General features: G+C 37.8%; 14 protein-coding genes and 2 pseudogenes. 9 read left to right on the top strand and 7 right to left on the bottom strand.

Features of this window, described 5'->3' with window-relative positions:
- Positions 1-317: 317 nt before the first annotated feature.
- Positions 318-1,143, top strand: a pseudogene (locus FJR05_RS10910) (Rpn family recombination-promoting nuclease/putative transposase).
- Positions 1,144-1,332: 189 nt separating this feature from the next.
- Here the strand turns inward: FJR05_RS10910 and FJR05_RS10905 are convergent.
- Positions 1,333-1,596, bottom strand: coding sequence for a type II toxin-antitoxin system Phd/YefM family antitoxin (locus FJR05_RS10905; RefSeq protein WP_168644111.1), 264 nt, complete (start codon positions 1,594-1,596; stop codon positions 1,333-1,335).
- 121 nt (positions 1,597-1,717) lie between these two features.
- Between FJR05_RS10905 and FJR05_RS10900 the strand changes: the two genes are divergently transcribed.
- The 5 genes from FJR05_RS10900 to FJR05_RS10880 all read left to right on the top strand — a co-directional run bounded on the left by FJR05_RS10900 (position 1,718) and on the right by FJR05_RS10880 (position 6,671).
- Complete coding sequence (locus FJR05_RS10900) at positions 1,718-1,948, top strand: hypothetical protein (protein ID WP_168644110.1); 231 nt, start codon at positions 1,718-1,720, stop codon at positions 1,946-1,948.
- 63 nt (positions 1,949-2,011) lie between these two features.
- Positions 2,012-2,209, top strand: a complete 198-nt coding sequence (locus tag FJR05_RS10895) for a hypothetical protein (RefSeq protein WP_168644109.1) — start codon at positions 2,012-2,014, stop codon at positions 2,207-2,209.
- Complete coding sequence (locus tag FJR05_RS10890; RefSeq protein WP_027404046.1) at positions 2,202-2,444, top strand: hypothetical protein; 243 nt, start codon at positions 2,202-2,204, stop codon at positions 2,442-2,444. Before FJR05_RS10895 ends, FJR05_RS10890 begins: the two co-directional genes overlap by 8 nt.
- A 305-nt stretch (positions 2,445-2,749) precedes the next feature.
- Positions 2,750-5,641 carry a COR domain-containing protein gene (locus tag FJR05_RS10885; RefSeq protein WP_168644108.1) on the top strand — a complete coding sequence of 964 codons (2,892 nt, stop codon included), beginning with the start codon at positions 2,750-2,752 and terminating at the stop codon, positions 5,639-5,641.
- Positions 5,642-5,789: 148 nt separating this feature from the next.
- Entirely contained in the window at positions 5,790-6,671 is an 882-nt protein-coding gene (locus FJR05_RS10880) for a DUF4351 domain-containing protein (protein WP_168644107.1), read from the top strand.
- 30 nt (positions 6,672-6,701) lie between these two features.
- On the opposite strand, the gene FJR05_RS10875 is transcribed toward FJR05_RS10880, so the two are convergent.
- The 4 genes from FJR05_RS10875 to FJR05_RS10860 all read right to left on the bottom strand — a co-directional run bounded on the left by FJR05_RS10875 (position 6,702) and on the right by FJR05_RS10860 (position 11,245).
- Positions 6,702-8,387: an NAD+ synthase gene (locus FJR05_RS10875; RefSeq protein WP_168644106.1), complete on the bottom strand. Its 1,686-nt coding sequence runs from the start codon at positions 8,385-8,387 to the stop codon at positions 6,702-6,704.
- A 47-nt stretch (positions 8,388-8,434) separates the two neighbouring features.
- Complete coding sequence (locus tag FJR05_RS10870; protein WP_168644105.1) at positions 8,435-9,181, bottom strand: NUDIX domain-containing protein; 747 nt, start codon at positions 9,179-9,181, stop codon at positions 8,435-8,437.
- Positions 9,151-9,741 carry a nicotinate-nucleotide adenylyltransferase gene (locus FJR05_RS10865; RefSeq protein WP_168644104.1) on the bottom strand — a complete coding sequence of 197 codons (591 nt, stop codon included), beginning with the start codon at positions 9,739-9,741 and terminating at the stop codon, positions 9,151-9,153. The genes FJR05_RS10870 and FJR05_RS10865 overlap by 31 nt, the downstream gene beginning before the upstream one ends.
- Positions 9,742-9,871: 130 nt before the next feature.
- On the bottom strand, positions 9,872-11,245 hold the full coding sequence (locus FJR05_RS10860) for a nicotinate phosphoribosyltransferase (RefSeq protein WP_168644112.1): 1,374 nt from the start codon (positions 11,243-11,245) through the stop codon (positions 9,872-9,874).
- A 459-nt stretch (positions 11,246-11,704) separates the two neighbouring features.
- Here FJR05_RS10860 and FJR05_RS10855 point away from each other — a divergent pair.
- Positions 11,705-11,903, top strand: a pseudogene (locus FJR05_RS10855) (ISNCY family transposase); the annotation flags it as partial.
- A gap of 164 nt (positions 11,904-12,067) precedes the next feature.
- Here the strand turns inward: FJR05_RS10855 and FJR05_RS10850 are convergent.
- Positions 12,068-12,334: a hypothetical protein gene (locus FJR05_RS10850; RefSeq protein WP_168644103.1), complete on the bottom strand. Its 267-nt coding sequence runs from the start codon at positions 12,332-12,334 to the stop codon at positions 12,068-12,070.
- Positions 12,335-12,783: 449 nt separating this feature from the next.
- Here FJR05_RS10850 and FJR05_RS10845 point away from each other — a divergent pair, with 449 nt between their 5' ends.
- Together FJR05_RS10845 and devC are read left to right on the top strand one after the other, a co-directional pair.
- On the top strand, positions 12,784-13,980 hold the full coding sequence (locus FJR05_RS10845; protein WP_168644102.1) for an ABC exporter membrane fusion protein: 1,197 nt from the start codon (positions 12,784-12,786) through the stop codon (positions 13,978-13,980).
- An 80-nt stretch (positions 13,981-14,060) separates the two neighbouring features.
- Positions 14,061-15,236 carry an ABC transporter permease DevC gene (gene devC / locus FJR05_RS10840; protein ID WP_174783664.1) on the top strand — a complete coding sequence of 392 codons (1,176 nt, stop codon included), beginning with the start codon at positions 14,061-14,063 and terminating at the stop codon, positions 15,234-15,236.
- Positions 15,237-15,277: 41 nt separating this feature from the next.
- On the opposite strand, the gene FJR05_RS27270 is transcribed toward devC, so the two are convergent.
- Positions 15,278-21,562 carry a Calx-beta domain-containing protein gene (locus FJR05_RS27270; protein ID WP_371416874.1) on the bottom strand — a complete coding sequence of 2,095 codons (6,285 nt, stop codon included), beginning with the start codon at positions 21,560-21,562 and terminating at the stop codon, positions 15,278-15,280.
- Positions 21,563-21,643 lie beyond the last annotated feature (81 nt).

Genomic DNA, 21,643 nt, shown 5'->3' with positions numbered 1-21,643 from the left:
CTCCTATCCCTGTTACTTCCTAATTCCTTTTTAGTGGGGGAGTGTGAACAGTTACGTACCTCGCTCATCTATTAACAGATTGAGCGCCTGTTGACAATCAATTTCTCCCTTTTTTAGCTGTTGCCAAGGATATTCCATATTTTTAACTCAACAACTTTACTTATAAACTTACACCATCATTTTATTACAAAAATCCCCAATAAAAAACCTGATTATTACGTAGATTTAAGATAATTTTCCCGTCGTCTGGAAAAAATACACCTTGATCATTTATTATGTAGAAGTAATCAATAAAGACAAGATAATTTTCCTTAATAATGCGACGGGATTCTATTTTTTATAAATTGTTCAAACAATTTCCTAGTTTGTTGTTTGAATTAGTAGATGAACCACCAGCAGAAGCCGACAGTTATCAATTTGAATCGGTGGAAGTCAAAGAAACGGCTTTCCGAATTGATGGGGTGTTTCTACCTCCAGCTAATGCGGTTTCTCAAGTGGTATTTTTTGCAGAAGTGCAATTTCACAAAAGATGAAAATTTATATTTTCGCTTCTTTTCAGAATTATCGCTGTTTCTCCATCGCCATTCTATTCGTTATGATGATTGGTATGGTGTGATAATTTTTGGTTCACGGAGTTTAGAACCATCAAATTTAAAAATTCATCGGTCTTTGTTGGCAGGTGATCAAGTTCGTCGGGTATATTTAGATGAATTGGGGGATGTACAGCAGCAACCGTTAGGATTAGGTTTAATGTTGCTGACAATTAAAGAAGATACTGAAGCAATAGAAACAGCAAAGTTTTTGTTAGCTGAGGCGCGGAAACAGTCGGAAGCAGCGATAATAGATTTAATTACGACGATTATTGTTTACAAGTTTAAAAAATTTAGTCGCAAGGAGATTATAACCATGTTGGGATTAGATTTAGAAGAGCCAAGAGCTATACAGGAAGCGAAAGAAGAAGGTAGAGGGGAAGAAGCTTTATCTATTGTTCTCAAACAGTTAAAACGGCGTTTGGGTAATATTCCTGATGAGTTATTGTCACAGGTACAGCGGTTATCATTAGTACAAATTGAAGATTTATGTGATATGCTGTTGGATTTTGCAACTGTAGCAGATTTGGAAGGTTGGTTACAGCAGCAATAGTTTTATTAATTCAAGTTGCTAGTTATTTAGTTAAGGCTGGTACTTCGACTTCGCTCAGTAACCAATGGATAATTGGTAATAGGTAATTGATGATAAAATCCCTGTTTTCATCCTGTTCATCCTTTAATCCTGGACATCCTGATTCTGACAATATATTTAACTAGCAACTTTCATTATTAATTTACAACTTTAGCCATTAGCTAAATGCTCCAATGCAGATGTAAAAGCCTCTGTACCCACCATTTTTGATTGACTCAAAGCAGTTTCAGCATTTTGAACTAACTGCATATCTTCTAATTCTTGCAATCTATTAATTAATTTTTGGTAGCTATCTGCGGAAATAATTACATGACTAGGACGTGATTGCTTGGTTAGTAATACTGGTTCAATAGCGGCTTTGTCAAAAACCTCACCATGTTTATTTCGCGCATCTGTAAGACTATAGGTTTGCATAGAATGACTATTTTAGACATTTTGACTATATTTTAGCATAAATATTTTAAAACTGATACTTGACTGATTTACTCATCTGTTGTTAACGTAATGTTGTCACGCCAAAATGTCAGCACGCAAAATGGTGAACACGAAAAATAGAGTAAAATCTTCTATATATTTACCTTTTGATATTGATATGGATAAAAGACGTGATCCCAATTACAAACAGATTAGCGGTCATATTCCACTAGAGCTTTACAAGCAATTTAAAACCGCTTGTTTTTATAGAGATATTAAACAAAGTGAAGCTGTAGAAATAGCTATAGGTAATTGGGTTAAAGAAGATAGCCAAGGCGAAAAAACCAGTTAGTGCAATTCCGGGGGAGCGCTTTGCTATCTTTCAAAACAAACAAGCCAGTCAGCAAAAATCAGCATGAAAGAGGATAATATTAAACGCTCCACACGGAAGTTTGACCCTGTAAAAGAGTCAAGATACTGGCTACCAACAGCATCTGAGGAACACTGCAAAAAGATAGGGAAAAAACGGGGACTCCGATTAATCGAAGTCATTGATACCGAAGCCGAAGTTTTACCAATAATTTGTATTTTCGAGGGATACCCAAATGAGTGAAGCAACACTTTCTATATCTATCACTGAATTAATCCCCATGCTGACTGCTATAGCAGAACGTAATTGGGAAAGATTTAAAGAAGTTGAGAAACAATTTGTTACAAAACATGGTGTAGAAGCTTGGGAAGAATTTTTTGCTTTTCGGCTTAAACCTGCTCTAGACAAAGATTCTGACCGTTGGCTACTAATTCAGTGGTGTAGCAAAGGCATCAAATCAGTCAAAATTGTAGCTTAATTTAGTATTTCCATGTTTTGAAACTATCTACTAAAGGTTTACAGGCTTCTAAACGGTAGTTTCAGTCCCCCTTACGGGATTAGTTGTTTTGAAATCATATATTAAGCGCATCTGTAAGAGTATAGATTTGCATAGAATGACTATTTTAGATATTTTGGCTATTTCTGGTAATAGGCAATAAAATCCCTATTTTCATCCTGTTCATCCTTTAATCCTGGACATCCTGATTCAGACAATAATTTGCCCCAATCAGTATAAAATAATTCTTATTAATCTTCTTTTCTCTTACCCTTGACCTTGGAATTATGACGCAGGATGAGTTGTTGGTACTGATAGATCGCTGTGCGGCTGAGGGTTGGGAAGAGTTAGACTTGTCGGGGAAAAATTTGACCGAGATACCAGAGGCGATCGCCAAATTAACCAATCTCACCCAGCTTTACCTCAGATTCAACCGAATAACCGAGATACCAGAGGCGATCGCTAAATTAACCAATCTCACCCAGCTTCACCTCGGTTTCAACCAAATAACCGAGATACCAGAGGCGATCGCCAAATTAACCAATCTCACCCAGCTTTACCTCTTTAACAACCAAATAACCGAGATACCAGAGGCGATCGCTAAATTAACCAATCTCACTCATCTTAACCTCAGTTCCAACAAAATAACTGAGATACCAAAGGCGATCGCCAAATTAACCAATCTCACAGTGCTTGACCTCATGGAAAACCAAATAACGGAGATACCAGAGGCGATCGCCAAATTAACCAATCTCACAGTGCTTGACCTCATGGAAAACCAAATAACGGAGATACCAGAGGCGATCGCCAAATTAACCAATCTCACAGTGCTTGACCTCATGGAAAACCAAATAACGGAGATACCAGAGGCGATCGCCAAATTAACCAATCTCACAGTGCTTGACCTCATGGAAAACCAAATAACGGAGATACCAGAGGCGATCGCCAAATTAACCAATCTCACCCACCTTTACCTCAATTTCAATAAGATAACGGAGATACCAGAGGAGATAGCAAAATTAATCAATCTCACAGTGCTTTTCCTACAAGACAACAAAATAACCGAGATACCAGAGGCGATCGCCAAATTAACCAATCTGACTACCTTTAACCTTGATTACAATTCAATTACCAATATTCCATTAGAAATTCTTAATTCAAAAGATATAAAAGAGATTTTTAATTACTTGAGGCAAATTAGCACAAGTGAAACTCGGCCATTACATGAAGCCAAATTCTTACTCATCGGACAAGGTAGCGTCGGCAAAACATCCCTCATCGAGCGACTAATCCGCGATAAATATGACAAAAATCAATCCCAAACCCACGGACTCAATGTAGAAACTTGGAACGTGCAGGTAAATAGCAAAGACATCCGCCTGAATGTTTGGGATTTTGGCGGACAGGAAATTTATCATGCCACCCATCAGTTTTTTCTGACCAAGCGTAGCCTCTATCTCCTCGTTTGTGATTGTCGTACCAGCGAAGAACAAAACCGCATCGAATATTGGCTGAAACTAATCGAAAGCTTTGGCGGCCAGTCCCCCGTGATTATCGTTGGCAACAAAAAAGACGAACAACCCCTGGACATCAATCGCAAGGCATTACGGGAAAAATATCCCAATATTCAAGCCATTATTGAAACTTCCTGCCAAGATAATATCGGCATTGATGAACTTCGCACGGCCATTTTCCAGCAAATCGCCAAACTCAAAGAAGTCTATGACCTTCTACCCCTCTCATGGTTTGAAGTTAAACAACAACTCGAATCCATGAATGAAGACTTCATCAGCTACAGCAACTATATTGGCATCTGCTATCAAAACAAAATTCCCGAAGAACAAAACCAAGATCAACTTATTGACCTCCTGCATAGACTCGGCTTAGTTCTCAACTTCCGTGAACATCCCATCCTCAAAGATACCAACGTCCTCAAACCTAACTGGGTGACAGAAGGCATTTATGCCCTGTTGAGCGATGAAACCCTCAAAACTAAAGCTAAAGGCATTTTTACCCCCGCCGATCTCACCCGCATCCTCAATCCAGAGCGATATCCCACCCAGCGTCATGGCTATCTGATCGGACTGATGAAAGAATTTGAACTTTGTTTTGCACTGGAATGTCACCCACCAAAATTTCTAATTGCGGGACTTCTACCCAAGGACCAACCAGAGGAAACAGAACTAGAAGGGGAAACCCTAGAATTTCAATATCATTACAAAGTTCTCCCCGAAAGTATCATCTCTCGCTTTATTGTCAATACCCACGACAAAATCTATAACCAAATCTATTGGCGCAGTGGTGTAATGTTGCAATATCAAGAAAACAAGGAAATCTACAACATTGCTCGCATCAAATCCGACCCCGAAGACAAAAAAATCTTTATCACCATTAGCGGACGTAAAGAAACCCGCCGCTTATTTCTTGGTATTCTCCGCAATGACTTCCAAAAAATCCACAATACCCTCCCCAATCTCGAAATCACCGAATGGGTTCCCGTCCCTGGTTATCCCAAACATGATCCACTCAAATACTCAGAACTACTCGGACTCGAAGACATGGGAGAAATCTATAAAGTTATTGGTGAACTCAAGCTAAAACTCGATTTGCGTCAACTTTTAGATGGCTATGAAGATATAAATATAAGAACTCGACAAAGACAAGAAATAGACAAAAATACAGAAAAAGAAATTATTAAAGCAACCCTCATTCAGAAACCGACTATGTCAGAAAGTATCAGAAACCAAATATTTGTTAGCTACAGTCATCAAGATGCAGAATGGTTAACAGCACTGCAAACACAACTAACACCCTATATTCGCGCAGAAAGTTTGAGCCTTTGGGATGACACCAAAATCAAACCTGGTGCAAAATGGAAAGCCGAAATTGACAAAGCACTAGCCACAGCTAAGGTTGCTATCCTGCTAGTTAGCCCTGACTTTCTAGCCTCTGATTTCATCTACAAAGAAGAGTTACCACCCTTACTCAAAGCAGCCGAAAAAGAGGGATTAACAATTTTCTGGATTCCAATTAGTGCAAGTGGATACAAAGTAACCCCTATCAACGACTACCAAGCTGCACACCCTCCAAATCAACCCCTCGACGGTCTAGAAAAGGCACAACGTAACCAAGCTTGGGTGAAAATTTGCCAAGAGGTTGCAGAGGCAATGAAATATTAAAACCTCCTTTATCTCGTTTATCTCGTTCCCAGTCTCTGACTAGGAATGCTCTCATAGAGGCTCTGCCTCTACTATTATGGAAGGCAGACTTTTTTTAGAAGTCGGGTATCTGGTAGCATCTTATGATATCTCTAAAGTAAACTCGAAAATGACCCGCTTTATACATGACCAATTTGCCAAAGATTATCTAGAAGAACTACTCAAACCATTCGGAGAAGTGCAAGCAGCCAGTCAAGTAGCTGGAGAAATCCGAGAAATAGATGTATTATTTACACCATTTCCCAATCAAACAACCAACGTAGAACTATTAGGATTATTGGGTAAATTAGCCACAACACCAGCCATATTTGAACCATTTCGCAATCCAGCATCAACAGAAGAAATCTGTGATTGTCTGTTAAAATCATTAGAAGTCAGAGGTGCATTACGACGAGCAGCCAAACGCGAACAAACCACCAAAACAAAAATCGAGATTCCCAGATTATGGATTCTCACCCCCACAGCCTCAAGAAACATCATCTCAGGATTTAGTGGCACAACAAAACCAGATTCCTTACACGGAATATACCATTTACCAACATCATTACACGCCGCAATTGTCGTTATTCATCAACTCCCACAAACTCAAGAAACACTGTGGTTAAGACTTTTAGGTAGAGGTACAGTCCAAAAACAAGCCATTGACGAATTAGCTGCGTTACCATTAAATCAACCTTACGTCAAAATCACCTTAGAACTACTCTACAACCTCCAGAAAAACTTAAAAATCAATCAAAGTTCACAAACAGAAGATCAGGAGTTGATTATGCGATTAGCACCACTTTACCAACAAGACAGAGAACTGGCTAAACAAGAAGGAGAACAACGTCTAATTATCCGTCAATTAAATCGCCGAATTGGGGAAATTGATTCATTATTAATTCAAAAAGTTCAAGAATTACCTGTGGAGAAACTGGAAGAATTAGGAGAAGCTTTGTTAGATTTTACTTCAGTTACAGATTTAGAAACTTGGCTAAAATTGTCTAACTAATTCTCCATAACCTCCAGAAAAATTTAAGAATCAATCAAAATTTCTCAACGCTGACCAACTACTAGCAATAGGCATTCTCCAACCAGTCCCAAAAGCGCGGTCAGTGATTTTTAATCCCGGTGCAGCTTGTCGCCGTTTAAATTCTGCACGAGATAATAATTGTAATACCCTATCCACAATTGGCGGTTCATGACCTGCGCTAATAATTTCTGCTGCTGATTGATGTTGATGAATCAAACGGTCAAGAATATCATCTAAAATTTCGTAAGGTGGAAGAGAATCTTGATCAACTTGACCCGGTTTGAGTTCTGCGCTTGGTGCTTTGGTGAGAATATTTTCAGGAATAACTTCTTTTTGTTGATGAGAATTTAACCATTTGCAGATTGAATAAACGCGGGTTTTAGGAACGTCAGCAATGACTGATAAACCGCCATTCATATCACCATAAAGAGTGCAATAACCAACAGCAACTTCCGATTTATTGCCAGTAGATAAAAGCAAATAGCCAAATTTATTAGAAATTGCCATTAATAAATTACCACGAATGCGAGATTGAAGATTTTCTTCCGCAATCCCAAATTCAGTTCCCGCAAATAACTCATCTAGGGATTTATCAAAACTTTCCATTAATTCCCCAATGGGTAAAATCTGGGTTTGAATATCTAAATTTGCTGCTAATGCTAAAGCATCACTAATAGAATGTTCAGAACTATAGGGAGAAGGCATTAACACACCAATCACATTTTCTTTCCCTAATGCCGCAGTAGCAATAGCCGCAACTAAAGCCGAATCAACTCCCCCACTTAAACCTAACAACACTTTAGAAAAACGACATTTACCCACATAATCTTTGACTCCCAAAACCAAAGCATTCCAAATTTCCTCGTCTTCAGATTCAGCAACTGGAGAAATATCACCTAATTCTAAATCTTGTTCATTGCTATTAAATTCAACGGTTAAAAAATCAGATACAAAACCCTTAGCACGACCAACAATTTCTCCTTGTTTATTTAAAGCAAAACTGCGGCCATCAAAAACCAAATCATCATTTCCGCCAACTTGGTTAGTATAAATAATTGGTTGTTGAAAATTAACTGCACTATGTTTTAACATTGCTTCTCGCAGATGTTGTTTCCCAACTGTATAGGGTGAAGCAGATAAATTAACAATTAAATCAACTCCTAAATTTCCTAAATCAGCAATCGGATTAACTGCGTAACTCCGTTTACCCCAAAATTCTTCATCATTCCATAAATCTTCACAAATTGTCACACCAATATTGAGATCATCTAATTTAAAATAATTGGCTTGTAGTCCTGGTTCAAAATAGCGTTTTTCATCAAAAACATCGTAAGTCGGTAATAGCCTTTTATGAAAAAATTGTTTAACTTTTCCATTTTCTAATAAAGCAATGCTATTAAATAAATTTTTTTCTCCAGTAATGTGTGCTTGGGAATTTTTAACCACAGTTCCCACCAATACAGCTAAATTTATTGGTAAATCTTCAGCTAATTTTTGCAATGTCTTATCCATTGCTTCCACAAAACTAGGATTTAATAATAAATCCCTGGGTGGATAACCACAAATAGATAATTCAGGTGTTAATAATAAACGCACACCCGTTGATACTGCTTCTTGTGACATTTCCAGAATTTTTTGAGCATTTCCAGATAAATCACCAATAATAGGATTAATTTGAGCGATAGCGATTTTCATAATTTATCTGCGTCTATTTGCGTTCATCTGCGTTTAATTATTATTCCTTAAATAAACACCAAAGGTTTATCCTTAAACGGTGCAAATGCTTCCTTATCAAACTTATACAAACTCGCGGGACGACCTGCACCTCTTGATACTTTAATTCTGGTATCGGATAAAAAACCTAATTTCAGTAACCGCGCTCGAAAATTAGAATAATCGGCAAAATTTTCGCCTAAAACGGTAGTGTATAGTTGATACAAATCGTTTAGAGTAAAAGTTTCTGGTAACACTTCAAAAGCGACTGGACTATATTCTAATTTGTTTTTTAATCTGCAATGTCCATAGGTAATAATCTCATTGTGGTCAAATGCTAATTGTGGTAATTGTTTGACAGGATACCAAGCAATACCAGCAACTTTATCAGCAATTAATTCTGCTTCTTCAAATCTGACTAAGGCAAAATAACTAACTGATAAATAACGGACTCCATAGCTATCAATTTGTTCTCTGGGGTCACGATTTGGACCACCAAAAGTATAAAGTTGTTCTAAATAAAGATTGTTTACTTTTATTTTCTCAGCCATAATGCGATAAGCAGCATCTTCTAAGGATTCTCCTTGACGAACTAACGTACCGGGAAGACTCCAAGAGTGTAAAAATGGTTCTTGCTGTCGCATGACTAAGAGAACTAACAACCGATTTTGGGCAGTATCTACAGAAAAAATCACATTATCAACACCAACTTTAAAGTCAGCTAAAGGTTGTTGATTTGTGGAGGTTAAAATCTTTTTTGGGTTACGTATTGGCATTCGTACAAATGCTGTTGATGAATGTAGGCAATGACGGGAGGTGTGAGAGTATTAATATCTCCTTGTTCACGAAAAGCTGTAGAGGAAACATCTAAACCGATTAAATTAGCAATGGCAATTTTTCCTCCTATTTGTTTAACTTTCTCTAAACTAGAATCATCTATTATATATCCTGGTCTGGGAATTACCAGTAATTGCACTTGTTGTAATAAATCTTCAACATGATACCAGCGCGGTAATTGACTGACTAAATCAGCACCAATTACTAAAGTATATTCAATATTTTCTCCCCATTTTAGTTTTGCTTTGCCCACAGTTTCTAGAGTTTTCCAACTACTCAAATCTTGCTCTAAAGCAATATTTTGTTTAGCAACATTGATATCTTTAATTAGCAGTTCTAACATTGCTGCCCTATGTGGTAAAGGCGTTTGTTGAGACTTCAAAGGATTATCCGCAGCCCACACAGCTACCCAATCATAACATTCCGATAACCATTTGAGAATTATCAAATGTCCAGCAGTTGGAGGATCTGCACTTGTACCAAATAAAGCAATCTTCATGATTTTTGAGGTCTATTTGTCCATTAATTTGATTTACATCACTAACGCAAAATCTCTCTAAAACTCTCTTTTCTTCGTGTACTTCGTTCCTTCGTGGTTCATTATTTTTAATTTGTACGTAATTTATAACTTATTTTCTTTTCGTTTTTTCTGTCAATCTCTGTAATAATTCTGAAATTTCAATTTTAACAGAAATAGGATTTTCTAATCTTCGTGTTTCTTCTGGTAAACTCATAACTGAAGCCTTAGTCCGTTGACGAATAATTGTTAAATTTTCTGGTGTTTGTAATTGTTTACCCTCTTTCATTACCAACTGTAATAATGGTTTTTCATTTTCATAGATTTCATCCACTAAGCCCAATCTATCATTCTGTATTTTACCATCTATCAAGGAGCGAAAAATTTGTTTTTTACCTGGATAAGTGAACTTACCACTTGATTCTTTCATGACGGAAATTCCATCAATATCCACAAGTTTATAAACTCCATTGACTGGTGAACCTGTAACTAATTTAGTTCCTAATCCATAACTATCAATTTCTGCCCCTTCTTGCTTCAGTCGGCTAATTTCCCATTCATCTAAGTCGCCACTGGCGAAGATTGATATATTTGGTAAGAGCGATCGCACTTGTTTTGATAAACTAACTAAATCCCCAGAATCTAACCTGACTCCAGATAATTCCATCTCGCCAGCATTGACTTTTTCTGCTAATTTCTCCGCCGCTGCCACTGTGTCATAAGTATCAATTAATAATGGCGCACCGGGAAAATATTGATGAAATGCCGTAAAAGCCTGTTCTTCACTCCCCTCTAAAGCTGATAAAGCCATGACTAAAGCGTGTGCCATTGTACCACTCGGTTTTTGTCCTAGCTGTAGCGCCGCTAACACATTGGAAGTGGCATCTAAACCACCAGCTAAAGCCGCCCGCGCTGCCCATAAAGAGGCTTGGGGACTAAAAGCCCTGCGTGTACCAAATTCTAAAAGTGTGGCTTTTTCTCCGGCTATATCCCTTAATCTTGCGGCTTTGGTGGCAATTAAAGTTTGATAATTCAGAGTATTTAAAAGATATGTTTCTACTATTTGCGCTTGCCATAAGGGTGCTTCTATTCGCAGCATTGGTTGATATGCAAATATCGCTGTCCCTTCTGCAACTGCCCACACATCTCCGGTAAAGCAACCTTCCCGCAAAAGTTGCCAAAAGTGCTCATTGGCGTGGGTAAAAATTCCCGTTGACTGCAAAGCAGCAATTTGACTGTCATTAAACCGGAATTTAGTCAAATATTCCAAAGCTTGTGCTAAACCCATTGCTATTAAATAGCCAAAACCATCAGGTAAGCGTCTGACAAACAATTCAAAACTCGCTTGCTTTTGTTCTATACCTTCACCGACATAACAAGCTGTCATTGTTAGCTGATAAAGGTCTGTTAGTAAGCTGTAATCCTCACAACTGAGATTTAATTCGGGATTTTTCCTTTCATAGTCTATATCTAGGAAAGTTGTCATCTGAGATGCCCCTACCAAGAATGTCTCTTCACTTATGGTAGTATTTACCATAAATAATGTCAAGCCTTGGCTAATAAATAATGATAAATTCCTGAAAAGCCTATATTTACAAGGAAGTTATCCTATTTTCTACAATTAATTTATATTTCTTAATAGTGCAGCCAGTCAATATCCAGGGTTGGATAAGATTTTAAGAATAATTAACCGCAGATAAACGCAGATAAGAAGGGATGAATTAATGGATGGATTTTATGAAACTAACAGATAGTTTTTCTGTTTGTTCAGGGGGTGTAAAGAAGAAGAAAAACCACCCCCCAAATCAAGCAATAAAGGAAAAGATAACGCAGAAAGTTTATTTTCAATTGAGAAAATCCCCTGTGATAATCAACCCTTCGGCTTCAAATAAGAAATTTGTTAGATCCAGTTCCAGCCGATACTATTTTTATGGCTTTTGAAGAAGTCTTTAAAAATTACGGTTATAATTTAGAGCATAACTTTGGACATAGAGAAAATCATTTGTGCGAGTTATTATTGTCTTTGAATTTATTAGCTTTTTTATTTCATACTGTTTTAGATTTAGTTAATTATAGCTATCAGAAAGTTCGTGAGTTACTAGTAACTCGGGCTTCTTTCTTTAATGATATGCGTACCCTCTTAAAATTTATTTGGTTTAAAGATTGGTCGGATTTTTTCTCATTTATTCTCAGAGAATATGTCCCATTCAAAAAGGCAAATTCTAGTTAAAAAATATCAATTTATTCCAAGAAGAGAAGAAAGCTATTTATTAAAAAATGATAATTTAATACAAGCTCTCTACTTAAATTAAGAGAATTTTATCTTATTTTTTTCAAAATGAGAATTGCTGTTCTCAAAGTCATCACCTTGCCAAGTTCCAGCAAATTGTAGCAAATCTTTGGCTTTAGATCCGCGTAATATTGGTTCTCCATCTTTTACAGAAATACTGCTTGATTTAATAGCAGAGGCATTTATTTTGGTTTTGAGATATTCGAGATAGTCGAGGGTTTGTTGCAAAATCGGTTCTGGTGCGTTTTCAATTGACGCAATGAGTTTTTCTTTAGTGGTGGTCATGGAGGGTACTAGGGAAGTGTTGGTATTGCAGTAACAATTTCTCTAGCGAGTTCCCAAAGTGAAACGGGTTAACCTTCTAATAAGCGGTTAGCCCGCTTTTTTTATGGGTAAATTTTTCAATTTTCAGATGTCCAGGTACTTATCTCCTTCTAATTCTTCCTCCTGACTCCTGTTATAAAGCGAATTTACATTAAATCATTTTGTCTAAAATATACTAATTTCACAAAACTGTCATCTATTAACCATCTGACTTTCTATTCTGGCATATTATCTCTAAATGTTCGTTTCTGTCAAAAATTTAGAATTGATATGTCATTTGTAATGCAATAACTTGACTAAATTACGTCGTTGAGTATAGAAACTACATTTTGAGATTTTCCAGGATTTTGTTTTCTACCTGATATTTTTTATTAACTAATTTTGAAACAGCACTGAAAAGGTATGCAGTTGTGCAAAACCACAAGCTACACGGTTCATTATCTTCTCAGTCTATTCTCCGATTAGCGATCGCTATTGCCATGCTGGCATCTTTATCTGTGGCTAGTATTAGTGTTTTTATTGTCCTCAAATTTCGGGATATAGATAATCAAAAACCAGCAAATCCGGCGATCGCCATACCAGAGATAAAAACCGTCACCGCACTGGGTAGAATTGAACCAGAAGGGGAAGTGATCAAATTATCAGCAGCGATGTCTGGAGAAGGAAGTAGAGTCGAGAAGATATTAGTCAAAGAGGGGGATATGGTAAAAACAGGACAGGTAATTGCTATTTTAGATAATAGCGATCGCTTGCAAGCAGAATTAACTGAAGCCAAAGCAGAAGTAAACATAATTAAAGCTAAAATTGCCCAAATTCAAGCAGGTGCTAAACCTGGAGAAATTATCGCTCAAAAAGCCATCATTGACAGATTAGTAGCCGAAAGTCAAGGTGATATTGATACTCAAAAAGCAACTTTAGAAAAATTGCAAGCTGAATTACTCAATGCTGAAACTGAAAATAACCGTTATCAGGAATTATATACAGAAGGAGCAATTTCCGCATCTCAAAGAGATAGTAAAAACTTGAATGTGGAAACTGCAAAAAAAAATCTTCAAGCAGCACAATCACGGTTAAAAAAGCTGCAATTAAGTAGTCAACAAAAAATAAAAGAAGCTTCCGCAATCCTCAACCAGATTTCTGAAGTCCGAAAAGTAGATGTACAAGCAGCAATAGCCGAACTAAATCGAGCAGATGCAGTAGTGAAAAAAGCCACTATTAATCTTCAAAAAGCTTATGTAAAATCTCCCCAAAATGGACAAGTATTTGAAATATACACTCACCCAGGAGAATTAATTTCTAGTAATGGCATTGCTGACATTGGTAAAACCAGTCAGATGTATGTAGTTGCTGAAGTTTACGAAAGTGATATTACAAAAATTATGCAAGGAAAACAAGTGCGGATAGTTAGCGATACTTTTTCTCAAGAATTGCAAGGAAAAGTAGAACGAATCGGTTTACAAGTAAGAAAACAAAACCTCACCAATACAGATCCTTCCAGTAATATTGACAACAGAATTGTCAAAGTTCACATCCGACTAAATAAGGCCTCTAGTCACCAAGCAGCCAAATTTACCAATATGCAAGTTAAGGCAATTATTAGTCTTTAGTGATTGATGATTGGTAATTACTTAACATGATTCTTTCTTATTTCTTTCTTATTTCTCCTGACTCCTGACTCCTCCTTCCTATGATTAGTATTTTTCAAAAATTGTGCCGACGAACTCCTTTGGGTTGGTTACAACTTACCCATGAAAAAAGCCGTTTATTAGTAGCAGTATCCGGTATTGCCTTTGCCGATGTTCTCATGTTTATGCAGTCAGGTTTTCAAACCGCTTTATATGATAGTAATACTAGATTGCATCGGAGTTTACAAGCTGATATTATTCTCATTAGTCCCCAAGCTCGTAGTTTACAAAGTATGTCTATTTTCTCTCGTAGACGACTTTATCAAGCAATGGATGTACCAGGGGTAAAATCGGCTGAAGCTATGTATTGTAACCATATTATTTGGAAAAATCCGCAAACACGATTAGAAACAGGAGTGTTAATTATTGGCATTAATCCAGATCAACCAGCTTTTGATTTACCAGAAATTAATCAACAATTACAAAAAATTAAATTACCAAATACAGTCTTATTTGATCGAGCAGCCAGAGGAGAATATCAACAAGCAATTCAGCAAATTCAACAAGGTAAAACTGTCACAACTGAAATTAATGGTAATACAATTACTATTGGTGGCTTATTTAAACTTGGTGCTTCCTTTGCGGCAGATGGGAGCTTGATTACCAGTGCCAATAACTTCTCCCAAATCTTTGCCAGACAGCCTACAAGTAGTGTGAGTATCGGTTTAGTTAAAATCAAACCGGGTTATAAAACTGATCAAGTTGTTGCCCAATTAAAAGCTTATTTAAAAGATGATGTTAAAGTTCTTACTCATCAAGAATTTATTGAATTTGAAAATAACTTTTGGAGTAGTAACTCTCCCATCGGGTTTATTTTCAACCTTGGTGTATCAATGGGATTCGTAGTTGGAGTAATTATTGTTTATCAAGTTCTTTCCACAGATGTTAATGCCCACTTACGAGAATATGCAACTTTCAAAGCCATAGGATATCGTCATGATTATTTACTAACTATAGTTTTTGAAGAAGCTTTAATTTTAGCAGCTTTGGGATTTTTTCCAGGGGTAGCTGTATCTTTAGGACTTTACCAACTAACCCGAACAGCAACAAATTTACCCATGTATATGACAATAATTCGTGGTATACAAGTCCTACTTTTAACTATAATTATGTGTGCTATTTCTGGGGCGATCGCTACTAGCAAACTCCAATCTGCTGATCCTGCGGATATGTTTTAATGTAGGGGTTTCCCCGCCCTCTATAAAGAAAGCGGTATAATCTAAATAATTACAAAATGATTGACATTCAATGTTCCGGTTAAACCTGTAACTTCAATAATGGCATCATTAGCAGCATTAAACCCTGCCGTTGCATCATTAATAGCCACAAAGATTTTTTGTCCGAAACTGAACTGAGCAGCGTAATTTGAACCAAAGGCTGCCGCCGTTAATTTTGCTCCGATACCTGCGACATCCAGAGTATTAACTGCTCCCACATCCACAAATCCGACTCGCGCAGTAGAAACACGGAATAAATCATTACCCACATTGGCATTGAAATCAGTAATCACATCAAAATTACTCAACAGAGAATCAGAGAGGTTTTGGTATACAAACTTATCAGCACCTAAACCACCAGTTAAAGTGTCTTTACCACCTGCACCAGTGAGAAGATCATTATTTGCACCACCAACGAGGAAGTCATTAGCACTAGTGCCTGTCAAAGTCAGACTAGAAGGATTACCAATCTTACCATCACCATTAGCATCTATGCCAAAATTAGTTTCTTGAGTTAAAGCTTCTGCTGAATTTAATCCCCAATTTCCCTCACCAGAAACCAAATTCCAGTTACTATCTAAATGCCAGATAGTCAAGAAGTTTCCAGCAATATTTTTCCACAGAACTTGGTTATCACCATTAACTGTTTCTGCGGCTAGAGTTTGCCATCCTGAACCGTAGATATCTTGGTAGATTTGTTGTCCACCGTTTTTGATGGCTGTTGGGGTATTTGTGCCAATTTGGGTAAAGTATTTGTTGGTGGAATCTTTGACTAGTTTGGTATTACCTGCTGATTCAATGGCGGTGTAAGTATTGCCTATAAAACCATCACCATTAGCATCTATGCCAAAATTAGTTTCTTGAGTTAAAGCTTCTGCTGAATTTAATCCCCAATTTCCCTCACCAGAAACCAAATTCCAGTTACTATCTAAATGCCAGATAGTCAAGAAGTTTCCAGCAATATTTTTCCACAGAACTTGGTTATCACCATTAACTGTTTCTGCGGCTAGAGTTTGCCATCCTGAACCGTAGATATCTTGGTAGATTTGTTGTCCACCGTTTTTGATGGCTGTTGGGGTATTTGTGCCGATTTGGGTAAAGTATTTGTTGGTGGAATCTTTGACTAGTTTGGTATTACCTGCTGATTCAATGGCGGTGTAAGTATTGCCTATAAAACCATCACCATTAGCATCTATGCCAAAATTAGTTTCTTGAGTTAAAGCTTCTGCTGAATTTAATCCCCAATTTCCCTCACCAGAAACCAAATTCCAGTTACTATCTAAATGCCAGATAGTCAAGAAGTTTCCAGCAATATTTTTCCACAGAACTTGGTTATCACCATTAACTGTTTCTGCGGCTAGAGTTTGCCATCCTGAACCGTAGATATCTTGGTAGATTTGTTGTCCACCGTTTTTGATGGCTGTTGGGGTATTTGTGCCGATTTGGGTAAAGTATTTGTTATCTGGATCTTTAACTAATTTGGTGTTACCTGCTGATTCAATTGGGGTAAAAACATCATCATTAGTAATAGTTCCGGTAACAGAGGTAGTGGTAAGAGTTGCATTATTGGTAGGATTGGATAGGGTGATAATAAAGTTCTCATCCGGTTCAACTGTCGTATCTCCACTGACGTTAACCGTAATTACCTTAGAAGTTTCATTCGCAGCAAAGTTAACAATTCCTGATGGTAAAGTTCCACCAAAGTCTGTCGCATTGGCAGGATTCGTCCCTGTACCCGTGACAGTCCAGTTAACGGCATTTGTTCCTGTAGTTGAACCAGAGCGCGTGACGGTGAAAGTAAAGGCTTTGTTGCCCGAATTTCCTTCGGTTTGAATGGCATTTGTGGGGGTAATGGCTATTAAAGGACTAGATTGAGTAATCCCAACCACAAAATTTAGATCAAAATTTGGATTTGTTAATTCAGACCTAGTAAAATACTTATCATTGCCTACATTATCGTAAAGAGAAATATCTCTAACTTGCCAATTTCCATTTTCTGAATTTTGAGGTAAAGAAAGTTGTTTACGATAGACTCCATTCAAAGAATCTCCAGAAACTCGGTCATAATTAGCCCAAATGGTACTATAAATTGTTTGTTCTCCTGATGGACTAACAAACACAATACTAAGATATTGTAGCCCAGATAAATTATCAGTTATTTGAACATTTACCTCAATATTTGCGCTATTATTTGAAGTATTAACTTGCTCAGGACTAACGATAATACTTAATAATTCAGGAGGTACAGCATCTGCAATTCCAGTAACTTCAAAATCTAGATCAAAACTAGGATTAGTTATATCCGCAAAAGTCAGATATTGGGTTTTATCATCGTTGTCATAAAGAGAAATATCTCTAACCCGCCAAGTTCCAACTTCAGCAAAGCGAGGCAAGGTTAAATTTTTCTGGTAGACTCCATTTAGAGCATCTCCAGAAACTCGATCATAATTAGGCTGAATAGTATTAGAAATGCTTTGTTTTCCAGATGGACTGACAAAAACAATTCCCGCTGATTTTACTCCAGAGAAATCATCGCTTAAACCTAACTTAATTTGAATGGATTGAGATTGGTTAGAGATATCAACTTGATCAGAAATAACATCGAAGTAGGTTAATTGAGGAGGATTAAGATCAATATTAGGTATATCATCATTTTGAATTATGCCTGTAGCCGTTGCAGTGGTAATTGTCGCGCCATTAGTAGGACTGGATAGGGTGACAATAAAGTTCTCATCCGGTTCAACTGTCGTATCTCCACTGACGTTAACCGTAATTACCTTAGAGGTTTCATTCGCAGCAAAGGTAACGATTCCAGATGGTAAAGTTCCACCAAAGTCTGTCGCATTAGCAGGATTATTCCCTGTACCCGTGACAGTCCAGTTAACGGCATTTGTTCCTGTGGTTGAACCAGAGCGCGTGACGGTGAAAGTAAAGGCTTTATTGCCCGAATTTCCTTCGGTTTGAGTGGCACTTGTGGGAGCGATCGCTAGATTAACAGTTTGAACGACATCATCATTTTGAATTATCCCTGTCGCAGTTGCAGTGGTTATTGTCACACCATTGGTAGGATTGGAGAGGGTGACAATAAAATTCTCATCGGGTTCAACTGTCGTATCCCCACTGACGTTAACCGTAATTACCTTAGAGGTTTCATTCGCAGCAAAGGTAACGATTCCAGATGGTAAAGTTCCACCAAAGTCTGTCGCATTAGCAGGATTATTCCCTGTACCCGTGACAGTCCAGTTAACGGCATTTGTTCCTGTGGTTGAACCCGATCGCGTGACGGTGAAAGTAAAGGCTTTATTGCCCGAATTTCCTTCGGTTTGAGTTGCATTTGTGAGATCGACTTGAATTACATGAAAGACAAGGTCTGGTTTGTTAAATTCACTCACGTCAATAATCTTTAAGCCACCTGCATAATCAGATACGTAAGCGTAGTTGCCCACTACTTGCACACTTTGAGCGCTGCCTGATGTGTCATAACTCCCCTTGAGAATTGGGTTTGTGGGGTTGCTAATATCAATTATTTGCAGTCCTGAAACACCATCAGCAACATAAGCGTAATTGTCTACTACTTGCACACCATAAGCCGAAGCAGAAGTATCGTAATTCCCTTTGAGAATTGGGTTTGTGGGGTTGCTAATATCAATTATTTGCAGTCCTTTAGAATCATCAGCAACATAAGCGTAGTTGACGACTACTTGTACACCATAAGCATAGCCAGATGTATCATAATTCCCTTTGAGAATTGGATTTGTGGGGTTGCTAATGTCGATTATTTGCAGTCCTTTAGAATCATCAGCAACATAAGCGTAGTTGCCAACTACTTGTACACCATAAGCATAGCCAGATGTATTGTAATTCCCTTTGAGAATTGGGTTTGCGGGGTTGCTAATGTCGATTATTTGCAATCCTGAATCCATGTCAGCTACATAAGCATAGTTGCCGACTACTTGCACATTCCAAGCCCAGCCAGATGTGTCATAATTCCCTTTGAGAATTGGGTTTGTGGGATTACTAATATCGATGATTTGCAGTCCTTTAAAATCATCAGCAACATAAGCGTAGCTACCAACTACTTGCACACCAAAAGCATTACCAGATGTATTATAATTCCCTTTGAGAATAGGGGTTTTAGGGTTACTGATGTCGATGATTTGCAATCCTGAATCATAATCAGCGATATAAGCGTAGTTGCCCACCACTCGTACACTTTGAGCATTGCGAGATGTGTTATTGTACTCGCCGACTAAAGTAGCTATAGGTTGACTGTATTGATCATCGTTTTGAATGATTCCTGTTGCAGTTGCAGTGGTAATTGTCGCGCCATTAGTAGGACTGGACAGAGTGACAATAAAGTTCTCATCAGGTTCAACTGTCGTATCTCCACTGACGTTAACCGTAATTATCTTAGAGGTTTCATTCGCAGCAAAGGTAACGATTCCAGATGGTAAAGTTCCACCAAAGTCTGTCGCATTAGCAGGATTCGTCCCTGTACCTGTGACAGTCCAGTTAACAGCATTTGTTTCTGTGGTTGAACCCGATCGCGTGACTGTGAAAGTAAAGGCTTTATTGCCCGAATTTCCTTCGGTTTGAGTGGTACTTGTGGGAGCGATCGCTAGATTACTAGTTTGAACTACATCATCATTGGTAATTATTGCCGTAGCCGTTGCAGTGGTAATTGTCGCGCCATTAGTAGGACTGGATAGGGTGACAATAAAGTTCTCATCCGGTTCAACTGTCGTATCTCCACTGACGTTAACCGTAATTACCTTAGAGGTTTCATTCGCAGCAAAGGTAACGATTCCAGATGGTAAAGTTCCACCAAAGTCTGTCGCATTAGCAGGATTCGTCCCTGTACCTGTGACAGTCCAGTTAACAGCATTTGTTTCTGTGGTTGAACCCGATCGCGTGACTGTGAAAGTAAAGGCTTTATTGCCCGAATTTCCTTCGGTTTGAGTGGTACTTGTGGGAGCGATCGCTAGATTACTAGTTTGAACTACATCATCATTGGTAATTATTGCCGTAGCCGTTGCAGTGGTAATTGTCGCGCCATTAGTAGGACTGGATAGGGTGACAATAAAGTTCTCATCCGGTTCAACTGTCGTATCTCCACTGACGTTAACCGTAATTACCTTAGAGGTTTCATTCGCAGCAAAGGTAACGATTCCAGATGGTAAAGTTCCACCAAAGTCTGTCGCATTAGCAGGATTATTCCCTGTACCCGTGACAGTCCAGTTAACGGCATTTGTTCCTGTGGTTGAACCCGATCGTGTAACTGTGAAAGTAAAGGCTTTATTGCCCGAATTTCCTTCGGTTTGAGTGGTGTTGGTAGGGGTAATGGCTAAAGTAGGAGGAACAGAACCAACTGCAAGTCCATTGAATTTGAGACTAGCAACTCCTGTTTCCGTTTGCGGAGTGATTAAATAGCGTCGATCATCAGATAGGAATTGCAACTTACTATTGATATCATAAGGATTAACCACTTCCCAGGTTTTTCCTGCATCAAATGAAGTTTCTAGTTTAAATGCAGCAGTGTCAAAATCAACAATTTCTAAAAATTGATCTCGTTTTATTCCTTGAGGGATAAGTTCAAAAGATTTCTGTTTTGGTTGGACTGTAAAGTTAAAGCTCTGGCTTGTGTTTTGGTAAGTGAAATTATTTGCTTGGTATTGAATATTGAGAGCAAAGTTTTCTGAATAACTTTCAATTCGTTCCCCGACATCAATACCTTTATTTTTAGCCTCTGCGATTTTCTGCTCTCGCAAAATATCAATCTTGCCTTGAAACTGAGTGAAAGTTTCGGTAATTGTTCCAGCTTTTAAATCTTTTACCAAATCTTTTTGAAAAAGCTTTATATCTCCACCATATTCATTAGAGCGGGTGAGAAAATGCTCAAAAAATTGAATAGCATCACCATGAGAATCCTTGAGATAAAATTTATTCATCTCCGATGTAAATTCAACATCTATATGGCCTAAATCGTTCTTACTTGTGCCATAGTGTCCGAGATTAATAAGACTACTTGTAGCTTTTTGCAGGACACTATCATTAGTGAAATTGCTACGAACAACCGTGACAGAATCCGCATCAGAAATATCCAGTTTGTCACGAAGATCGGTAATTTGTAAACCACGAAATTTCTGATCAAAAGAAGGACCAGCAGGATCAAGCGCGATAATTTCTTTGATTTTTTGACCTGATGATTCCGCAATTGTACGACCAGCTACACCAATAACATGAGCGCCTAAACTATGACCAACCAAATGAATATTTTTAGGATCAATTCCTTGATTTAGGAGATAGTTTCCTAAGAGGGTGTTTGAAAAGTTTTGATGGGTAAAATTTTATGCTAATCGCCTCACCAT

Source organism: Dolichospermum sp. UHCC 0259, assembly GCF_009711935.1.
In the GTDB taxonomy this organism is placed as follows: domain Bacteria; phylum Cyanobacteriota; class Cyanobacteriia; order Cyanobacteriales; family Nostocaceae; genus Dolichospermum.
This window is presented reverse-complemented; position numbering and strand designations above follow the sequence as displayed.